This is a genomic window from Acidimicrobiia bacterium (assembly GCA_036396535.1).
GTDB lineage: Bacteria > Actinomycetota > Acidimicrobiia > Spongiisociales > UBA5794 > DASWKR01.
In genome coordinates this window covers 42,440-57,736 of sequence record DASWKR010000022.1, presented here as the reverse complement: position 1 = coordinate 57,736, position 15,297 = coordinate 42,440, and the positions used below count along the sequence as shown (strand labels likewise).

Below are 15,297 nucleotides of genomic sequence, written 5' to 3'. Positions count from 1 at the left end.
CGGTAGACGATGTGGGTGACGGCGGTGGCGCCACGGGCCGACACCTGCTGGAACGTCATCGGCGGGACTCCGTCGAACAACCGCGAACCATCGCCGATGATCGAGGGGGTGACGTGCACCCGCAGCTCGTCGATGAGGCTTGCGGCCAAGAACTGATTGACGGTGCTGGCGCCTCCGGCGATGGCAACGTTGCGCTCGCCGGCAGCCGAGCGAGCCTGCTCCAGGGCGGCGTGGATGCCGTCGGTGACGAAATGGAAGGTGGTTCCGCCCTCCATGGGGAGATCGCCCCGCTGACGGTGGGCGAGGACGAACACCGGTGCGTGATAGGGCGGCTCGTCGCCCCACCATCCCTTCCAGTCGAGGTCCCACTCGCCGCGGTCGGGACCGAACATGTTGCGGCCCATGATGAACGCGCCTGCATCCGTGATCGCCCTCACCTCGGATCGATTCTCGCTCGGGGTCTCGAACATCCAATCGTGGAGACGGTTGTGCTCGATGGTGCCGAACGGCTGTTCGAGAGTCTGTCCCGGCCCGGCGGCATAGCCGTCGGCCGAGACCGAGATGTCACACACGACCTCTGACACCGTTTGCTCCTTCCGGCTGGCTGCAATATGCAAGCAGTCGCAGCCAGGTACGTTTACGAGGAATGCCGTTCTTCGGGCGAATGTCTGCTTGGCGGGAGAATCGGCCTCAAGTCCCACTCGCTGATGTCGGAGGCTTCCATCCGCAGCACTAGCCCAGGATTCATCCGTGGCTCGACGAACCTGGGCTCCGTTCGGCTCCTGGACGGCGCACCATGGGAGATCGGTGAACTGCCCAGGAACCCAACTGCCACAAGGCTATTCGCGCGATCACGCAGCTAGTTCGATGGTGGTCGGGGACGGCGTCGATCCGTCGACCTCCGGTTTTTCAGACCGGCAGTTTCAGTGGTCTGACCTGGGGCGTTGGGTAGCGGAGTCGGCGTGAGTCCGTCGGCGCGTCAGGCTTGGGCGGCGAGTTCAAAGATGGAGCGCATGGCGCGGACCGCCCTTCTCGCTTCGTCACGGTGGGGTCCACTTCTTCGTACTGTGCCTTGTGTTTGATCGACAACAATGTCTCCAGGTGGCGCCTCGCGTCCCGGCCCACCTCTCCTGCCTCCTCGACGAGCGCGAGTGCCCTCTGGTGGTCGTCGCCGGCGGCGTGGCGGCCGAGACGTCGGCAGCAGATCGAGTCGGCGGCTGCGATCCCGGCCAGGACGGCGTTGCTGACCGCTGCCGACCGTTTCGGTCCGTCGTCGGCCTCTGGATCCAATCCGGCCAGGTCGGCGAAGGCTGTGGCTTGGTCGTATCGCTGCGCCGCGTCCTGAGGACTGCAGGGCCGGATGCGGGCTTTCCTGGCCATCAACGAGCGAGAGCTCCGATCAGATCGATCCCTTCGGAATCGATGGCTGCACACAACTCCGGGGCCCTCTCAGCGAGGGTGTCGAGTTCCTCAGCGGTGTAGTGGAGAAGGTTGCAGGCGTTTCCAGTCAGCTCGCTGACCCGAGAGGCGATATTCCCTTCGGTCTCTTCGTCTGCCTCCGCGTCTGGCCACACCAGCGCGATATCGATGTCGCTGTGCTCGCCGGCGCTGCCTCTTGCCAGCGAGCCGAACAGAATCGCCCGCCTCGCCTCCGGAGCCTCCTCGGAGACGATGGTCGCGAGTCGGTCGATCAGCTCGCCTCTCAGACTGACGATGCGGCTGATGTACGGAGCCAGGATGTGCTGCCGGTTGAGCGTGTTGAGGATCGATCCTCCGGCGGACACCTGTTCGACGATCCCGTGGGCTGCCAATTCGTCCAGGGCATTCTGGACACCCTGCTGGCTGGCCTCCCGACGCAGCAACCGCATGACGTGTCGACCAGACAGGGGATAGGAGGTGTTGACCAGCACCTCGAGGACCTGTCCTGAGAGGGTGGTCACCAGTGATGAGAGCGGATGTCCTAGGTTCATCGGTGCCAAGTATAGTGGGCGATTGCCAATAATACTAGGCACATGTTCAAAGCGACTAGCCGATTCTGATCTCGTCCCTGTCGGCCTTCGCGAATCAACTCGTCGAACTTGGACGCGAGCTCGTCGAGACGATCTGGGAAGAGGTGTCCGTAGATGTCGTAGGTGATGGAGATGGAGGAGTGGCCGAGCTGAGTCTGGATCAGCTTGGGATCAGCGCCCTGGTTGATCATGAGGGAGGCTGCGGTGTGGCGTAGCTCGTGGATCTCCAGAGCCGCGAGCCCGGCCCGCTCGACTGCGGGGGAATGGGCGTTTCCGGCACATCCGCCTGGTGGTCAGGGACGGCGTCGATCCGTCGACCTCCGGCTTTTCAGACCGGCAGTTTCGCTGACCTGACCTGGGGCGTTGCGTTGGCGAGTCCGCGAGGAGTCCGTCCTTTCGGCTGTCCCGCCTTCGTTCCCCGGACTCAGGACCCTTATCTGGAGTGACGCCCGTTGGAACCTTGGTGCCGGCAGTACTGATCGGGAGCCATGACCCAGACCAAGACATCGGACCGCGTTCTCGCGGCATTCGAAGGTTGCTACGAAGCGGAGAGGGCCGCAGCGCTAGCGCACAGCCGCACACACCACTCTCGGTGAGATATCGATGTGTCCGGGATTGCCGGATGTGGGCGGTTTCCGGTACTCGTTCTCGGCGGCCCTCGACCCATCGCCGTAGACCGAACTACAGTGAGCGCCCGAAGCCAGCGCAGATCAGTTGGCTCGGCACAAGCCGAAAGGATCAGTCGTGCGCGGTTTCACTGCGATTCCGATTGTCGCGTTCTCATTGATCGCCGTCGGGTGTTCCTCGGATTCCGGTGGCAACGCCTCGGACTCGACATCAACAACCATCCCAGCTGCGACCACAACGACGGCAGCAGCAGCAGCGACCACAACGACGGCAGCAGCAGCGACCACAACGACGGCAGCAGCAGCGACCACAACGACGGCAGAACCGAGCTTTGTTGAGACAACCGACTTGGTCTATATGACGATCGGTGATGCCGAGCTCTTGGTGGATGTCTACACGCCCGTTGGCGACGGACCGTGGCCCGTCGTGGTTGCGTTCCATGGCATTGACTCAGACGGGAAGGACGGAGATGACACCGCCACGTTGGCAGAGGCTGCGGTAGCGGAAGGACTAGTCGTCTTCGCCCCGTCGTGGATCGTCTGGCGGCCACCGATCCCGCCAGTCCCGGTCCCTCTCGTGACGTTCCGCGAGTGGACGGACGCAGCTAGCTGTGCTGTGGCGTTCGCCCAGCAGAACGCACCTGATTTCGGTGGCGACCCTGCCAACACGATCGTGTACGGGTTCTCGGCAGGGGCGGGGGTAGGGCTGGCAGCGTCCATGGACGCAAACGAGGACCCGATACCGGGATGTTCGACCGACTCACCACCCGCACCGGTGACCGGCGCTGTCCTCGGCGACGGCGAATACTGGCTGCATTCGGAGAACTTCGACCCTGCGTTTGAAGCCGACCCCGCTGCAATGCAAGCGGAACTCGCCGCACTGATGGATCCGGCGTCCTGGCCAACAGACCTCGACGCCAAGTTCCACTTGTGGGTTGCCGATGATGGCACGAGCCCCAGAGCAATCGATGACCCGTCAGACCCGTCTGGGTGGTTCGCCCTGCGTGACCCGGATGGCTCGATCCAACGTGATCTCGAACGACTCGATCAGTTTGACGACGGAACCGTGACGTTCATCGACGCTGGCCAACTGCTCGAACTCCGCCTCTCCGAAGCCGGAATCGAGGTGACGATGGACGAGTATCCCGGCGGTCATACTCCCCTCAACAAGGTGGCTGAACTCGTTGCCTATCTGAAGACAGCTGCTCGGTAGGGCGCACATATCGGCACTTCCAGGGTGCCTTTTCGTTGCCAGGCCACCACTCAAAGTGATCAACACTCGAAGGCCATAGGCCATTCATTGCGGTTCCGACCCAATGCAGAGTCCGCGAGGCTCCGCAAAACGCCCAGAAAGGTCGCGAAAAGTTGCGAAACCGGAAGGAGTGGAGGACGCCCCAGAAACCCAACTGATAAGGGCGAATTGGGCGTTTACGCAGCTAGATGGATGGTGGTCAGGGACGGCGTCGATCCGTCGACCTCCGGTTTTTCAGACCGGCGCTCTACCAACTGAGCTACCTGACCAGGGCCCGAGCGAGCCCGGGCAGCGATCTGCGCCGTGCCTCGACCGTCGCGTACGGCGGTCGCAACCACAGCACATGGCGGGAGCGACGGGATTTGAACCCGCGACCTCCGGCTTGACAGGCCGGCGTGAACTCCAGACTTCACCACGCCCCCGCGTGTGCCCCCAGGGGAATTCGAATCCCCGTTGCCGCCTTGAAAGGGCGGAGTCCTGGACCGCTAGACGATGGGGGCTCAAAACGGCCCGGATGTTACATCCTCGCCTGGCGCACCACTCCTGGGCGACCGCGAGTATAGAGGTCAGACAGGGGACCAGACGGCCCAGGTTCCGCTCGAGATCCTCACCGGCTCGGCGTCGGGTCGGGCATCCTGGCGCCAGATCCCGTCGACTCCGTCAACGCTCCCCGGGAACACGAACGCCGAACCGTCCGGCGCCCACAGCGATGAGCTCTGGGCGTACTGGTCGAAAAAGGCCAGGTAGTCGCGGATGAAGGTTGGGGAGGGCACGATGTCCGGAAAGGCGGTCGAGCCCCCGTCGTCCCAGACCTCCCAGTGGATGCTCCGACCGTCCCCGGTCAGGGAGAGCAGCCTGTCGCCACCGGGGCTCCAGAAGAACGCCGCCACCGGGTTCGCGCCTGCCTCGACGTGCTCGCCGGTCGCAACGTCGATCACGACGAGACGGCCGGCAGCCAGTAGGGGCGCGTCTTGTAGGTAGGCGGCGTCGATGCCCGCCCCCTCGTCTACGAGGCTCTGGACGGCGACCCTGGCACCCGACCTGGCCGCCGTGAATATCGATGGCCCCGGAACGGTGGCGAGAATGCGCGGTTCGCCGTCCGGGTCGGTGAGCGTGAGCGCCTGGTTCACGGCAAGCACGCTGAGGTGGAAGATGCCGAGCGGCGTCCACTGGGGGGAGGGGAAGGCGCCCGGACGGGATCCGAGCTCGACCGACCCCCCGGCGGGATCGAGCAGCTCGAGCCTGTCGACGCCAATGTGCGTCGCCAACCGATCCGAGTCGGGACTCCAGGAGTAGTAGAGCGGCTGCCCGCCGTCGATCGTGCGCACATCGTTCGCCTCGACGTCGAGTATGTCGAGCTGCAGTCCGCCGGCTGCGGATTCACGGAGAGACGTGAGCCGTGAGCCGTCGGGTGACCAGTACATGTAGAACACGTTCGAGTCCGTCGCGAAGCGTTGTGGCTCCTCGCCGTCGTCCGACGTCATGACGACGGCGGGGCCGTCCAACGACACCTCGCTGTATGCCACCCGCACGCCGTCGGGCGCCCATGTCGGCTGGAACGGGATGACGTCACCGGCGTCGGCGATGGTGCGGCGGCTTGCGCCGTCACGGTCCATCGTGACGACGGCTCCCTCGTCGATCACAAGGATCCGATCGACGGCCGCAGGCCCCGCGGTCGACGTCTGCTGCGGGGTCGTGTCCACGGTCGACGTCGTCTCGGTGGCGGACCGCGTGCACGCCACCGAGAGCACCACGAACGTGACGAGAGCCGCTGCCGGACGCCAGGAAGCCATCGCCATCAGCGTACCGCTTCGCCTCCCGGTCGGTGGGTTTGCGCGTTCATTGTTGTTTGACGATGTATTGCAGTATGTTGTCGCCACGTTCTCGCAGAGGCAGGCTCGATGACGCAGGTGGCGATGACGCGGATCCGCGGAGTCGGATATTCGATCTCGGTTCCCCGAGACTGGAGGACGTCGAACATCGAGCCTCGCACCACCGTCTTCGTCGGGCCAGGCAGCGCCGGCGCGGACGCCACGTTCGCCGTCGTGGCGCAGCAGGCGACCCTTCCGGCCGGCCCATGGCTGCGAGCCATCACCGCCAAGCAGCTGGAGCTCCGTGCCGGCTTCACGATCCTGCGGGACGACGCCGTCTCGTTCGACAGCGGCGAAGCGTTCGCCCGCTATGCGACGTGGCATGACGAGATTCGCCGGATCACACGGTTCGAGCGACTCGTGGCCGTCGTTGTCGCCGGGACGCGCTGGGTGATGGTCGCCGAGCAGCCCGACAATCCTGCGCGCAAGCTGGTCGACCAGGTCTTCAGGGAGATGATCCTGTCCTTCAGGGCCACGGCTTCGGGGGCGGGGTGACCGGGAGGTCTGCCCGGACCCTCGCGAGGCGGTGGCTCAACAAATCCTGGCGACGTGCCGATGGAGCTGGAGAAGGCGCGCCTCGCCGCGACACTGCCGATCCGAAGGCCCACCGCCCGTGAACCAAGCCCTAGCAGACATCTTGCACGACCTCGCTCTCGACAGGAACGAACGCCCTGCGACCAGCGGAGGATGGAGGCGCCTCCTCGACCGCGTCTCGAGCGCGCTCGACGCCCGTTGTGAGGAAGCCAAGTGGCGAGAGAAGGCTGACAGGACCGAGCACCACTACTCCCACCTCTTCGAGGAGTCGCCGATCCCGAGCTGGGAGGAGAACTTCACCGCAGTCGGCGCCTGGCTCGATCAGCTCGAGCGCGCCGGGGTCGCCGACCTCTCCGGGTACTTCGAGGCCAACCCCCACGAGCTGCTCCACGGCGCCTCACTCATCGAGGTCACGAACGCCAACACGGCCGCCCTCACGATGCTCGGAGTCAACTCGAGAGGCGACGTGCTCGGTCGCTTCGACGTCGAGTCCTTCAACGAGGACTCGCGCCACTCGTACCAAGCTCAGTTCCTTGCCATCTGGGACGACGTGTCACGGATCGCCTACGAGATCACCGGCCAGAGAGCCAACGGCGAGCGGGTGGACGCCATCCTGCACTGGAGCGCCCCGCGGGTTGGCGGTGCGCTCGATCTCAAGAAGGTCGTCGTCCAGATGGTCGACATCACCGAACGCAAAGAGGCGATGGAGAGAATGCAGGCTCTCATCCGCTCGAAGGACGACTTCCTGGCGACGGTGAGCCACGAATTGCGCACGCCGCTCACGTCCGTGTACGGGTCGTCCGAGACGCTTCTCGACCAGTGGAGCTTGCTCGATTCGACGGTCAAGCTCGAGCTGGTGCAGTTCATCGCGCAGGAGAGCGGCGAGCTCGCCGACCTCGTGGAGGACCTCCTGGTGGCGGCGCGGGCGGAGATCGGCCTCGTGTCGATCGCGCCGCGACTCGTCGAGCTGCGGCCCCTCGTCATGGGCGCCGTCGAGGCAGCCACCCGATCGAGCACGGCGAAGCACATCGACGCCAGTCGCGTCGACCAGACCGCATGGGCCGATCCGCTCCGTCTCAAGCAGGTCGTGCGCAACCTCCTCACGAACGCGATTCGTTACGGCGGCGACCACATCGTCGTCGAGGCCGAGCAGGCAGGCTCGCAGGTTGCGCTCACCGTCCTCGACGACGGGAGCGGCGTGCCCATCCACCACCGGGAGTCCATCTTCGAGCTGTACCAGCGGGCGCACTCGCGTGCCGGCAACGTGGCGTCCGTCGGCGTCGGCCTGGCGGTGTCGCGCCAGCTCACCGAGTTGATGGGCGGCGAGCTCACCTACGACTACGCCGCCGGGTGGAGCCGATTCAGGATCGAGATCCCGGCCTTTCGCCCATCGACGCTCCAGGCGGAAGAGATGGCCGCCGGCCGCTGAGCGCACCACACGCCGTGCCGCCGCCCCGCGGTGATTGCGCCGCCCTGCGGCGGTTGCCACCTAGATTCCAGCGGATGACTCAGGTCGCTCCGGAGACCGGCTTCATGATCGAGGCTTCGGGAGGCGACACCGCCGTCCTCCTCCATGGATGGACGGGCTCGCCTGCCCATCTGTGGCCCCTCGGCCAGGCACTGGCGGCCGGCGGGATCTCTTCGATCGCGCCGCTGCTCGCGGGACACGGCACGTCCGAAGCACACATGGCGCGCACCGGGTGGCGGGACTGGGTCGCCAGCGCTCTTCAAGCCACCGCAACAGCACCCGGCGATCGCAGGCACCTGGTCGGGCTCTCCATGGGTGGGCTCATCGCCATCCTGATCGCGGCAGTCGACGACGTGGCGACGATCACGACGATCAACACGCCCCAGAAGGTCTTCTCGCGTTCCGCCCGCTTCGCCGGCATGTACCGAGGGTCGGCCCGGATCAGGGTGGCACCCGATCCGGACCCCTACCCCGAGGAGACCGCGCAGTTCGCTCGCCAGTACCGCGACGTGCCGATCGGAACCGTGGCCGAGTTGACCGACCTCATCAGGGCCGCCAACCGCGCCCTTCCGAGGGTCACGGCCCCTGCCCTCGTGATCCAGTCGAAGGCCGACCAGACCGTGAGGCCCGCCAGCGCCCAGGTCATCTACGACCGGCTCGGATCCCGTGACAAGAAGCTCCGCTGGCTGCGCGGGAGCCGTCACGTGGCGACACTCGACCGAGAACGCGATCTGATCCACCTGCTCGTCTCCCAGCACATCCGACCTTCGACGTGACCTGCGTCCCGTGTGGGCGCCGGGCGCCGCCGGTGATCCCATCCGGATGACAGGCCACGGAACCGTCGCCGAGGCCACCGGTACGATGTCGGCGACGAATACGGAGAAGGAGCCTCACGTGGCCGAAGGCAGCCAGGCGATCGAGAACCTGCTCAACGAGGACCGAGTGTTCCCACCGGCGCCCGAGTTCGCCGCCAACGCCAACGCATCGCCAGACATCCATGCAGAAGCCGCCCAGGACTGGAAGGCCTTCTGGCACTCGCAGGCGCTCGAACGGATCACCTGGTTCCGAGAGCCGCGAGAGATCGTCGACGAATCCGATGCCCCGTTCTTCAAATGGTTCGAGGATGGTGAGCTGAATCTGGCATACAACTGCCTCGACCGACATCTCGACGAGAGGGGCGACAAGGTCGCCTACCACTGGATCGGCGAGCCGGGAGACACCAGGACGATCACGTATCGCGACCTGTACGAGGACGTCTGCCGGTTGGCGGCCGCCATGTCGGAGATGGGGATCGAGAAGGGTGACCGGGTCGCCGTCTACCTCGGGATGATCCCGGAGCTTCCCGTCGCCATGCTGGCGTGCGCCCGCATCGGCGCCGTCCACTCCGTCGTGTTCGGGGGGTTCTCCGCCGATGCGCTCGCCGACCGCGTCGAGGACGCCCAGGCCAAGGCGATCGTCACCTCGGATGGCGCATGGCGGCGAGGCTCGGTGGTCGCCCTGAAGGACGCGGCGGACGAAGCGGCCGCCCGCTGCCCGAGCGTGGAGCACGTCATCGTCGTGAAGCGCACCGACAGCGACGTCGCCTGGGTCGAAGGCCGTGACGTCTGGTACCACGAGGCGGTTGCCGGCAGGCATCCCGAGTTCGAGCCCGCCGTCATGAACGCAGAGGACCTGCTCTATATCCTGTACACGTCCGGCACAACGGGGACGCCAAAGGGGATCGTGCACACCCAGGGCGGCTACCTCACAGGAGTGACGACGACCCACCACTACGTCTTCGACGTGAAGCCCGACGACGTCTACTGGTGCGCCGCCGACATCGGCTGGGTCACCGGGCACTCATACATCGTCTACGGCCCCCTGGCGAACGGCGTGACCGGGGTCATGTACGAGGGAGCGCCCAACTTCCCGGGCCTCGACCGGCTGTGGTCGATCATCGAGGAGTACGGCGTGACGATCTTCTACACCGCCCCTACTGCGATCCGGTCGTTCATGAAGTGGGGAGACGAGCATCCCGCCGGCCACGACCTCTCGTCGCTGCGGGTGCTCGGCACCGTCGGCGAGCCGATCAACCCCGAGGCGTGGATGTGGTACCACGAGCACATCGGGGGCGGCAGCACGCCGATCGTCGACACCTGGTGGCAGACCGAGACCGGGGCCATCATGATCACCCCCCTCCCGGGAGCCGTGGCGACGAAACCCGGCTCCGCCACCAAGCCCTTCCCCGGCATCGGCGCCGACGTGGTCGACGACGACGGCAATTCGGTGCCACTCGGCGGGGGCGGGTACCTGGTGATCGATCGGCCGTGGCCTGCCATGCTCCGCACCATCTACGGAGACGACCAGCGCTACGTCGACACGTACTGGACGCGCTTCCCGGGGCGCTACTTCCCGGGCGACGGGTGCAAGCGGGACGCCGACGGTTACTACTGGCTGCTCGGGCGGGTCGACGACGTGATGCTGGTGTCCGGCCACAACATCTCGACCACCGAGGTCGAGTCCGCTCTCGTCGACCACCACGGCGTCGCAGAAGCCGCCGTGGTCGGGAGGACGGACCCCATCACGGGTCAGGCAATCGCGGCGTTCGTGACGCTGCGTGACGGCATCGAGGGCAACGCCGACCTGATCGAGGAGCTGCGGAACCACGTCGCCAAGAAGATCGGGCCGATCGCCAAGCCGAAGAGCATCGTCTTCACGAACGACCTTCCCAAGACCCGCTCCGGGAAGATCATGCGCAGGCTGCTGCGAGACGTGTCCGAGCATCGGCGCCTCGGCGACGTCACGACCCTGGCCAACGCAGACATCGTCGAGGAGATCGCTGCCAAGGCAGCCGTCTCGGACGAGGATTGAGCCCGTCCCCACGATGCGGCGCCGGTCGCTCGAGCGGTCGAGGCATGTCGGCGTCTCGTCCCCGGAGGTCCCGCTACATTCTGAAGGATCCTCGAGAGGGGTTCGTGGATGTCATGGCGAGACGACGAGCCGGGGCTGCCGATCAAGCTCGGGCCCGTATCGAACGGGGAGTTCCTGCCTCAGCCGCTCGCTCCGACCGTCACCGAGGCGCTCCGGCTCGCCCGAGAGCAGTGTGATCGAGCCGCCCGCAAGCTCGGCATGGATCGACGTGAGTTCCTCAAGTCGGCGACGGCGTCTGCCATCACGCTCTTCTTCCTCGACAGGATGACCGCCTCGGCGCATGCGGACCCGGGCGGCAGGTACGCCATCCCCGCCGACGCGCTCTGGGAGCCGCTGGCCGCCGAGGAGCGGCTGACGGGCGACGAGTTCATCATGGACGTCCAGGGGCATCTCCTCGAGTACGAGCTCAACCCGGCAACCAGGGGCAGGCGATTCTGGGGCGACCAGTTCCCGCAGATGAACTGCGGGGACGACGACCCTCGCTCGTGCTTCTCGATGACGCACTTCATGGAGGAGATGTTCCTTCGGTCGGACACGTCGATGGCCGTCGTCTCTGCATTGCCGATCCATCCAGAGGGAAGCCCTCTCCCGATCGAGGTGATGGACGAGACGAGGCGAGTCTCGGTGGGCCTGACGAGGGACGACCGGATCAAGCTGCACGCCCAGGTGTTGCCTCAGGTCGGCTCGATCGAGGCCACTCTCGAGGAGATGGAGCGCACGGTGGCGCGCTACCCGATCGCCGGCTGGAAGACGTTCACCCACTTCGGAGACCCCGTCACGGGAAACAGGTACTGGCTCGACGACCACGAAGAAGGCGTCCCACACGTCGGCCGGCGGTTCATCGAGAAGTCGCTCGACCTCGGGGTGAACATCATCTGCGTCCACAAGGGGTTGTCCGGCGGCAGTCGATTCGGATCTCCCGTCGACATCGGGCCCGCAGCCAAGGCATACCCGGAGATGAACTTCGTCGTGTATCACTGCGGATTCGAGGTCGACCACGTGGAGGGTCCGTACAGCGATGAGTCGAACGGCGTCAACCGCTTCATCGCCACCCTCCGAGAGCACGGGATCGGTCACGCTGGCAACGTGTACGGCGAGCTCGGATCGACGTGGTGGTACCTGATGCGCACCCCGACGCAAGCGGCACACGTGCTCGGCAAGCTGCTCGACACACTCGGCGAGAACCGCATCCTGTGGGGCACGGACTCGATCTTCTACGGGTCGCCCCAGGATCAGATCGAGGCCATGCGAGCTTTCACGATCACCGAGTCGTATCGGGAGCGCTTCGGCTACCCGGTGCTCGGGGGGCGCACCAAGCGCCGGATCTTCGGGCTCAATGCCGCCGAGCTCTACGGGGTCGACCCGGTGAAGGTCCGTTGGGACTTCACTCGTGAGGAGCTCCGTGAGATCCGGCTCACGTTCCCGGACGGGAACAACACCCTCGGGCCGACGAACGCAACCGAGTTCCGCCGCTTTCACGAGCACCACCGAGGCTGGGCGTGACAGGCCCGGGCCGGTATCGGCGGCGCGGCGTCAGAGGTCGCCGCGTCCGGTCCTCACGTCTGGTGCGCCCAGGCGGGCCGCGTCGGCGGTGTGGTCGTCGGGCATCGTCTGCGATTCGAGCTCGGCCTCGACCCTCGCCAGGTAGTGCTCCAGCTCACGAGCCTTGGTCGCCTCGTCCCATCCGAGCACCTCGGCCATCAGCTCGGTGACCGCAGGGGCGGCGGCCACCCCCCGATCCGGGGTCTCGATCGAGATCCTCGTCCTCCTGGTGAGCACGTCGTCGAGGTGCAAGGCCGCCTCATGGGTCACCGCGTGCCGAATCTCGGCTGTCAGGTAGCCGGGGGCCCCTGGGACCGGCGCTCCGAGCTGGCGCCGATCGGCGATCGCCTCCATGATCTCCGACGTCTCGGAGCCGTGGCGGCTGAGCAGGTGCTCGACCCAGTGAGGATCGATACCTGCCGCCTCGGCCGCTGCGTGCCGGGCGGTCCATGCCTCGTGGTAGCCGGCCGCGCCATGGATGGGGATGTCCGCCGTCCGCGAAGCGGGCGCTCCGGGCCCGAGCGCCGCGTCGACTGCGTCGCGAGCCATCACGCGGTACGTCGTGTACTTGCCACCCGCAACGGTGAAGAGCCCGGGCACCTGCTCGACGACGGCGTGCTCACGACTCAACTTGCTCGTCGAATCGGACTCGCCGCGCAGCAGCGGTCGCAGCCCGGCGTAGACACCGACCACGTCGCTCTCGTCGAGGGGATCGGCGAGGAGCTCGTTGACGTGACCCAGCAGGTACTCGATGTCGGTGCGGCTGGCAGCCGGGTGGGCGAGTCCGAGGCGCCACGACGTGTCCGTGGTTCCGATCAGCCAGAAGTCGCCCCACGGGATCACGAAGAGGACGCTCTTCTCCGTGCGCACGATGATCCCCGTGGAGGATGCGATCCTATCTCTCGCGACGACGAGATGGATCCCCTTCGAAGCGGCAACGTCGCCCGAGGACTCGCCGGCGAGTCTCTCGACTTCGTCCGTCCACACGCCGGTGGCGTTGACCACCGCCCGCGCCTCGACGCGGAGCCTCCTCCCGGTCTCGAGGCAGTCTGCGTCGACCGCCGCCACCCTTCCCGAGACGCGGTCGAAGCCGGTGACCCGCGTGCTGGTGAGGACGACTGCGCCCAGGGCGGCCGCAGTGCGGGCGACGGCGAGCGCGTAGCGGGCGTCGTCGACCTGAGCGTCCCAGTAGCGGATTCCCCCGACGAAGACATCTGGACGCAGGCCGGGGAACAGCTCCAGCGTCGTCCGCTTCGTCAGGTGGCGGTGGCCGGGCAACGTGCTGCCGGACGAGCGCGCCAGCGTGGCGTAGAGCAGCACCCCGGCGCCGACGTAGGCGCGCTCCCAGATGTGGTGCCGCAGCGGGTACACGAAGGACACCGGACGGACGAGGTGCGGTGCCAGCTTGGTCAGCAACAGCCCTCGCTCGCGCAGCGCCTCTCGTACGAGGCCGAGCTCGAGCTGCTCCAGGTATCTCAGGCCACCGTGGATGAGCTTGCTCGACCGGCTCGATGTGCCGGCGGCGAGGTCCCTCTGCTCGAGCAGCGCGACAGATCTGCCTCGCGAGACGGCATCGAGGGCGCTGCCCGCCCCGGTGATGCCGCCGCCGATCACGACGAGATCGAAGGATTCGTCGTCGAGGCGGTCGAGGTTGGCGGCTCGCTCTCCGGGCCCGAGTCGCGCCGATCGTCTCTCGATCACACCAGGTGGCCGCCCCCGTCGACGCGCAGGATCTCGCCCGTCACGAAGTCGTTCTCGACGAGGTGCCGAACGGCCGCAACCACGGGGTCCGTGCCACCGACGCGGGCGAGCGGGATCTGTGCGGCAAGCCTCTCGGCGTACGACTCGTCCTCGCCGGCGGGCGGCAAGATGATGCCGAGGGCCACCGCGTTGACCCGGATGCGGGGCGCCAGAGCGACTGCGGCGGCTCTGGTGAACGAGTCGAGCGCACCCTTGGCGACGATGTAGCTGAAATGCCGCCGGTACGGGGTGGCGGTTCTCACGTCCGTGACGTTGACGACCGCCCCATCGAGGTCGGCGGGCACCGAAGCGGCGAAGGCCTGCGTGAGGAAGATCGGCGTCAGCAGCGACAGGTCCTGGGTCTTCCTGAAGCCGTCGACCGTGACATCGGCCAGCGTGTCCTCGGGGAAGCCGGACGCGCTGTTGACGAGCACCGAGATCGGCCCGAATTGCTCGTTGGCTGCTCGCACGAGCGAGCCGGCCGCGGCGGGATCGGTGAGGTCGGCAGGCCCGACGAAGGCGCGCACCCCGTGGGCCCGGGCGACTCCCGCCGTCTCCTCGGCGGGTGCCGCCGACGAGTTGTAGTGGATGAAGACGTTGGCGCCGGCCGCCGCCAACTCGAGCGTGATGGCCCGGCCGACTCGGTGTGCGCCTCCCGTTATCAACGCGTTGCGGCCGGCGATATCCATGGCGCTGAAGGGTAGATCGGCGGCACGACGGCCCGGCGACCGCCCCCGCCAACTACGCCCGATGCTCTATCGTTCCGAGCCGTGAGCAGAGCCGATCCCAAGCCCGGGCGATGGATCCTCCCGATCGTCATCGCCGCCCTCGTCATCTTCACGTACACGTTCGTGAACGCCCTGCCACAGGCGGAGGTGGGTCCGACGACGACGACACTGGCGGCGCAAGACACCACGACGACCGTTCCGGAGACGACGACGACGACACTCGAGCCGTCCGTGCAGGCGTTCCTCAACGCCGTCGGCGACTTCAGGGTGACGACGGCGGAACTGAGCAACGACGCCCGGACGACAAACGAGGACTGGGATGCCAGGGACATCGAGTTCGGCGACGCCCGGGACCTCCTCATCGACCTGGCCGGCAGGACCCAGGACTTCGCAGCCGAGGTGGCGGCGTTCGAAGTGCCCGAGTCCGTCACGGAGGTGTGGGAGGACGTCAACGCCTCCGCCGAGGACATGATTCAGGCGGCCGAGGGAATGATCGACGGGCTCGTCAATGCCGAAGGATCGGAAGAGCGGCTGGCGGCGCTCGACGACTACGCGGCGGCAGGTGAGCAGCTCGACGCGGCCCTGCAGGCCGCAGTCGACGCCGCCGGCGGGTAGCG

Annotated in this window: 12 protein-coding genes, 4 tRNA genes and 1 pseudogene; 7 read left to right on the top strand and 10 right to left on the bottom strand. The window is 66.7% G+C overall.

What is annotated here, in order from left to right:
* The 4 genes and pseudogenes from VGC47_03560 to VGC47_03545 all read right to left on the bottom strand — a co-directional run.
* The coding region (locus VGC47_03560; GenBank protein ID HEX9854365.1) for a dihydrofolate reductase family protein at positions 1 to 584 on the bottom strand (584 nt) is incomplete at its 3' end.
* 795 nt (positions 585 to 1,379) lie between these two features.
* The gene (locus VGC47_03555) at positions 1,380 to 1,970 is read right to left on the bottom strand and encodes a nucleotidyltransferase domain-containing protein (GenBank protein HEX9854364.1); all 591 of its coding nucleotides are present in this window, start codon (positions 1,968 to 1,970) and stop codon (positions 1,380 to 1,382) included.
* Positions 1,967 to 2,254, bottom strand: a pseudogene (locus VGC47_03550) (tyrosine-type recombinase/integrase). The gene VGC47_03555 and the pseudogene VGC47_03550 overlap by 4 nt, the downstream one beginning before the upstream one ends.
* A gap of 42 nt (positions 2,255 to 2,296) precedes the next feature.
* Positions 2,297 to 2,365: transfer RNA gene (locus VGC47_03545), tRNA-OTHER, on the bottom strand.
* Positions 2,366 to 2,753: 388 nt separating this feature from the next.
* On the opposite strand from VGC47_03545, the gene VGC47_03540 reads away from it, so the two are divergent.
* Positions 2,754 to 3,848 carry an alpha/beta hydrolase gene (locus VGC47_03540; protein HEX9854363.1) on the top strand — a complete coding sequence of 365 codons (1,095 nt, stop codon included), beginning with the start codon at positions 2,754 to 2,756 and terminating at the stop codon, positions 3,846 to 3,848.
* A gap of 232 nt (positions 3,849 to 4,080) precedes the next feature.
* Here VGC47_03540 and VGC47_03535 read toward each other — a convergent pair.
* The 4 genes from VGC47_03535 to VGC47_03520 form a co-directional block, all read right to left on the bottom strand.
* Positions 4,081 to 4,156 (bottom strand) — tRNA-Phe (locus VGC47_03535).
* Positions 4,157 to 4,231: 75 nt separating this feature from the next.
* A tRNA-Asp gene (locus tag VGC47_03530) sits at positions 4,232 to 4,309 on the bottom strand.
* Positions 4,310 to 4,314: 5 nt separating this feature from the next.
* Positions 4,315 to 4,387: transfer RNA gene (locus tag VGC47_03525), tRNA-Glu, on the bottom strand.
* Between the two features lie 66 nt (positions 4,388 to 4,453).
* Positions 4,454 to 5,680 (bottom strand): hypothetical protein, encoded by a 1,227-nt coding sequence (locus VGC47_03520; protein ID HEX9854362.1) that lies wholly within the window; start codon positions 5,678 to 5,680, stop codon positions 4,454 to 4,456.
* Positions 5,681 to 5,803: 123 nt separating this feature from the next.
* Here VGC47_03520 and VGC47_03515 point away from each other — a divergent pair, with 123 nt between their 5' ends.
* The 5 genes from VGC47_03515 (at position 5,804) to VGC47_03495 (ending at position 12,173) form a co-directional block, all read left to right on the top strand.
* Complete coding sequence (locus VGC47_03515) at positions 5,804 to 6,253, top strand: hypothetical protein (GenBank protein ID HEX9854361.1); 450 nt, start codon at positions 5,804 to 5,806, stop codon at positions 6,251 to 6,253.
* A 118-nt stretch (positions 6,254 to 6,371) separates the two neighbouring features.
* Positions 6,372 to 7,721: a PAS domain-containing sensor histidine kinase gene (locus VGC47_03510; GenBank protein HEX9854360.1), complete on the top strand. Its 1,350-nt coding sequence runs from the start codon at positions 6,372 to 6,374 to the stop codon at positions 7,719 to 7,721.
* 74 nt (positions 7,722 to 7,795) lie between these two features.
* Complete coding sequence (locus tag VGC47_03505; protein HEX9854359.1) at positions 7,796 to 8,536, top strand: alpha/beta fold hydrolase; 741 nt, start codon at positions 7,796 to 7,798, stop codon at positions 8,534 to 8,536.
* A gap of 118 nt (positions 8,537 to 8,654) precedes the next feature.
* Positions 8,655 to 10,610 carry an acetate--CoA ligase gene (acs, locus tag VGC47_03500; GenBank protein ID HEX9854358.1) on the top strand — a complete coding sequence of 652 codons (1,956 nt, stop codon included), beginning with the start codon at positions 8,655 to 8,657 and terminating at the stop codon, positions 10,608 to 10,610.
* Between the two features lie 108 nt (positions 10,611 to 10,718).
* Positions 10,719 to 12,173: an amidohydrolase family protein gene (locus tag VGC47_03495; protein ID HEX9854357.1), complete on the top strand. Its 1,455-nt coding sequence runs from the start codon at positions 10,719 to 10,721 to the stop codon at positions 12,171 to 12,173.
* A 30-nt stretch (positions 12,174 to 12,203) separates the two neighbouring features.
* On the opposite strand, the gene VGC47_03490 is transcribed toward VGC47_03495, so the two are convergent.
* Positions 12,204 to 13,913, bottom strand: coding sequence for a glycerol-3-phosphate dehydrogenase/oxidase (locus VGC47_03490; protein HEX9854356.1), 1,710 nt, complete (start codon positions 13,911 to 13,913; stop codon positions 12,204 to 12,206).
* Complete coding sequence (locus VGC47_03485; protein ID HEX9854355.1) at positions 13,910 to 14,641, bottom strand: SDR family oxidoreductase; 732 nt, start codon at positions 14,639 to 14,641, stop codon at positions 13,910 to 13,912. Before VGC47_03485 ends, VGC47_03490 begins: the two co-directional genes overlap by 4 nt.
* An 81-nt stretch (positions 14,642 to 14,722) precedes the next feature.
* Between VGC47_03485 and VGC47_03480 the strand changes: the two genes are divergently transcribed.
* Positions 14,723 to 15,295 carry a hypothetical protein gene (locus VGC47_03480; GenBank protein HEX9854354.1) on the top strand — a complete coding sequence of 191 codons (573 nt, stop codon included), beginning with the start codon at positions 14,723 to 14,725 and terminating at the stop codon, positions 15,293 to 15,295.
* Positions 15,296 to 15,297 lie beyond the last annotated feature (2 nt).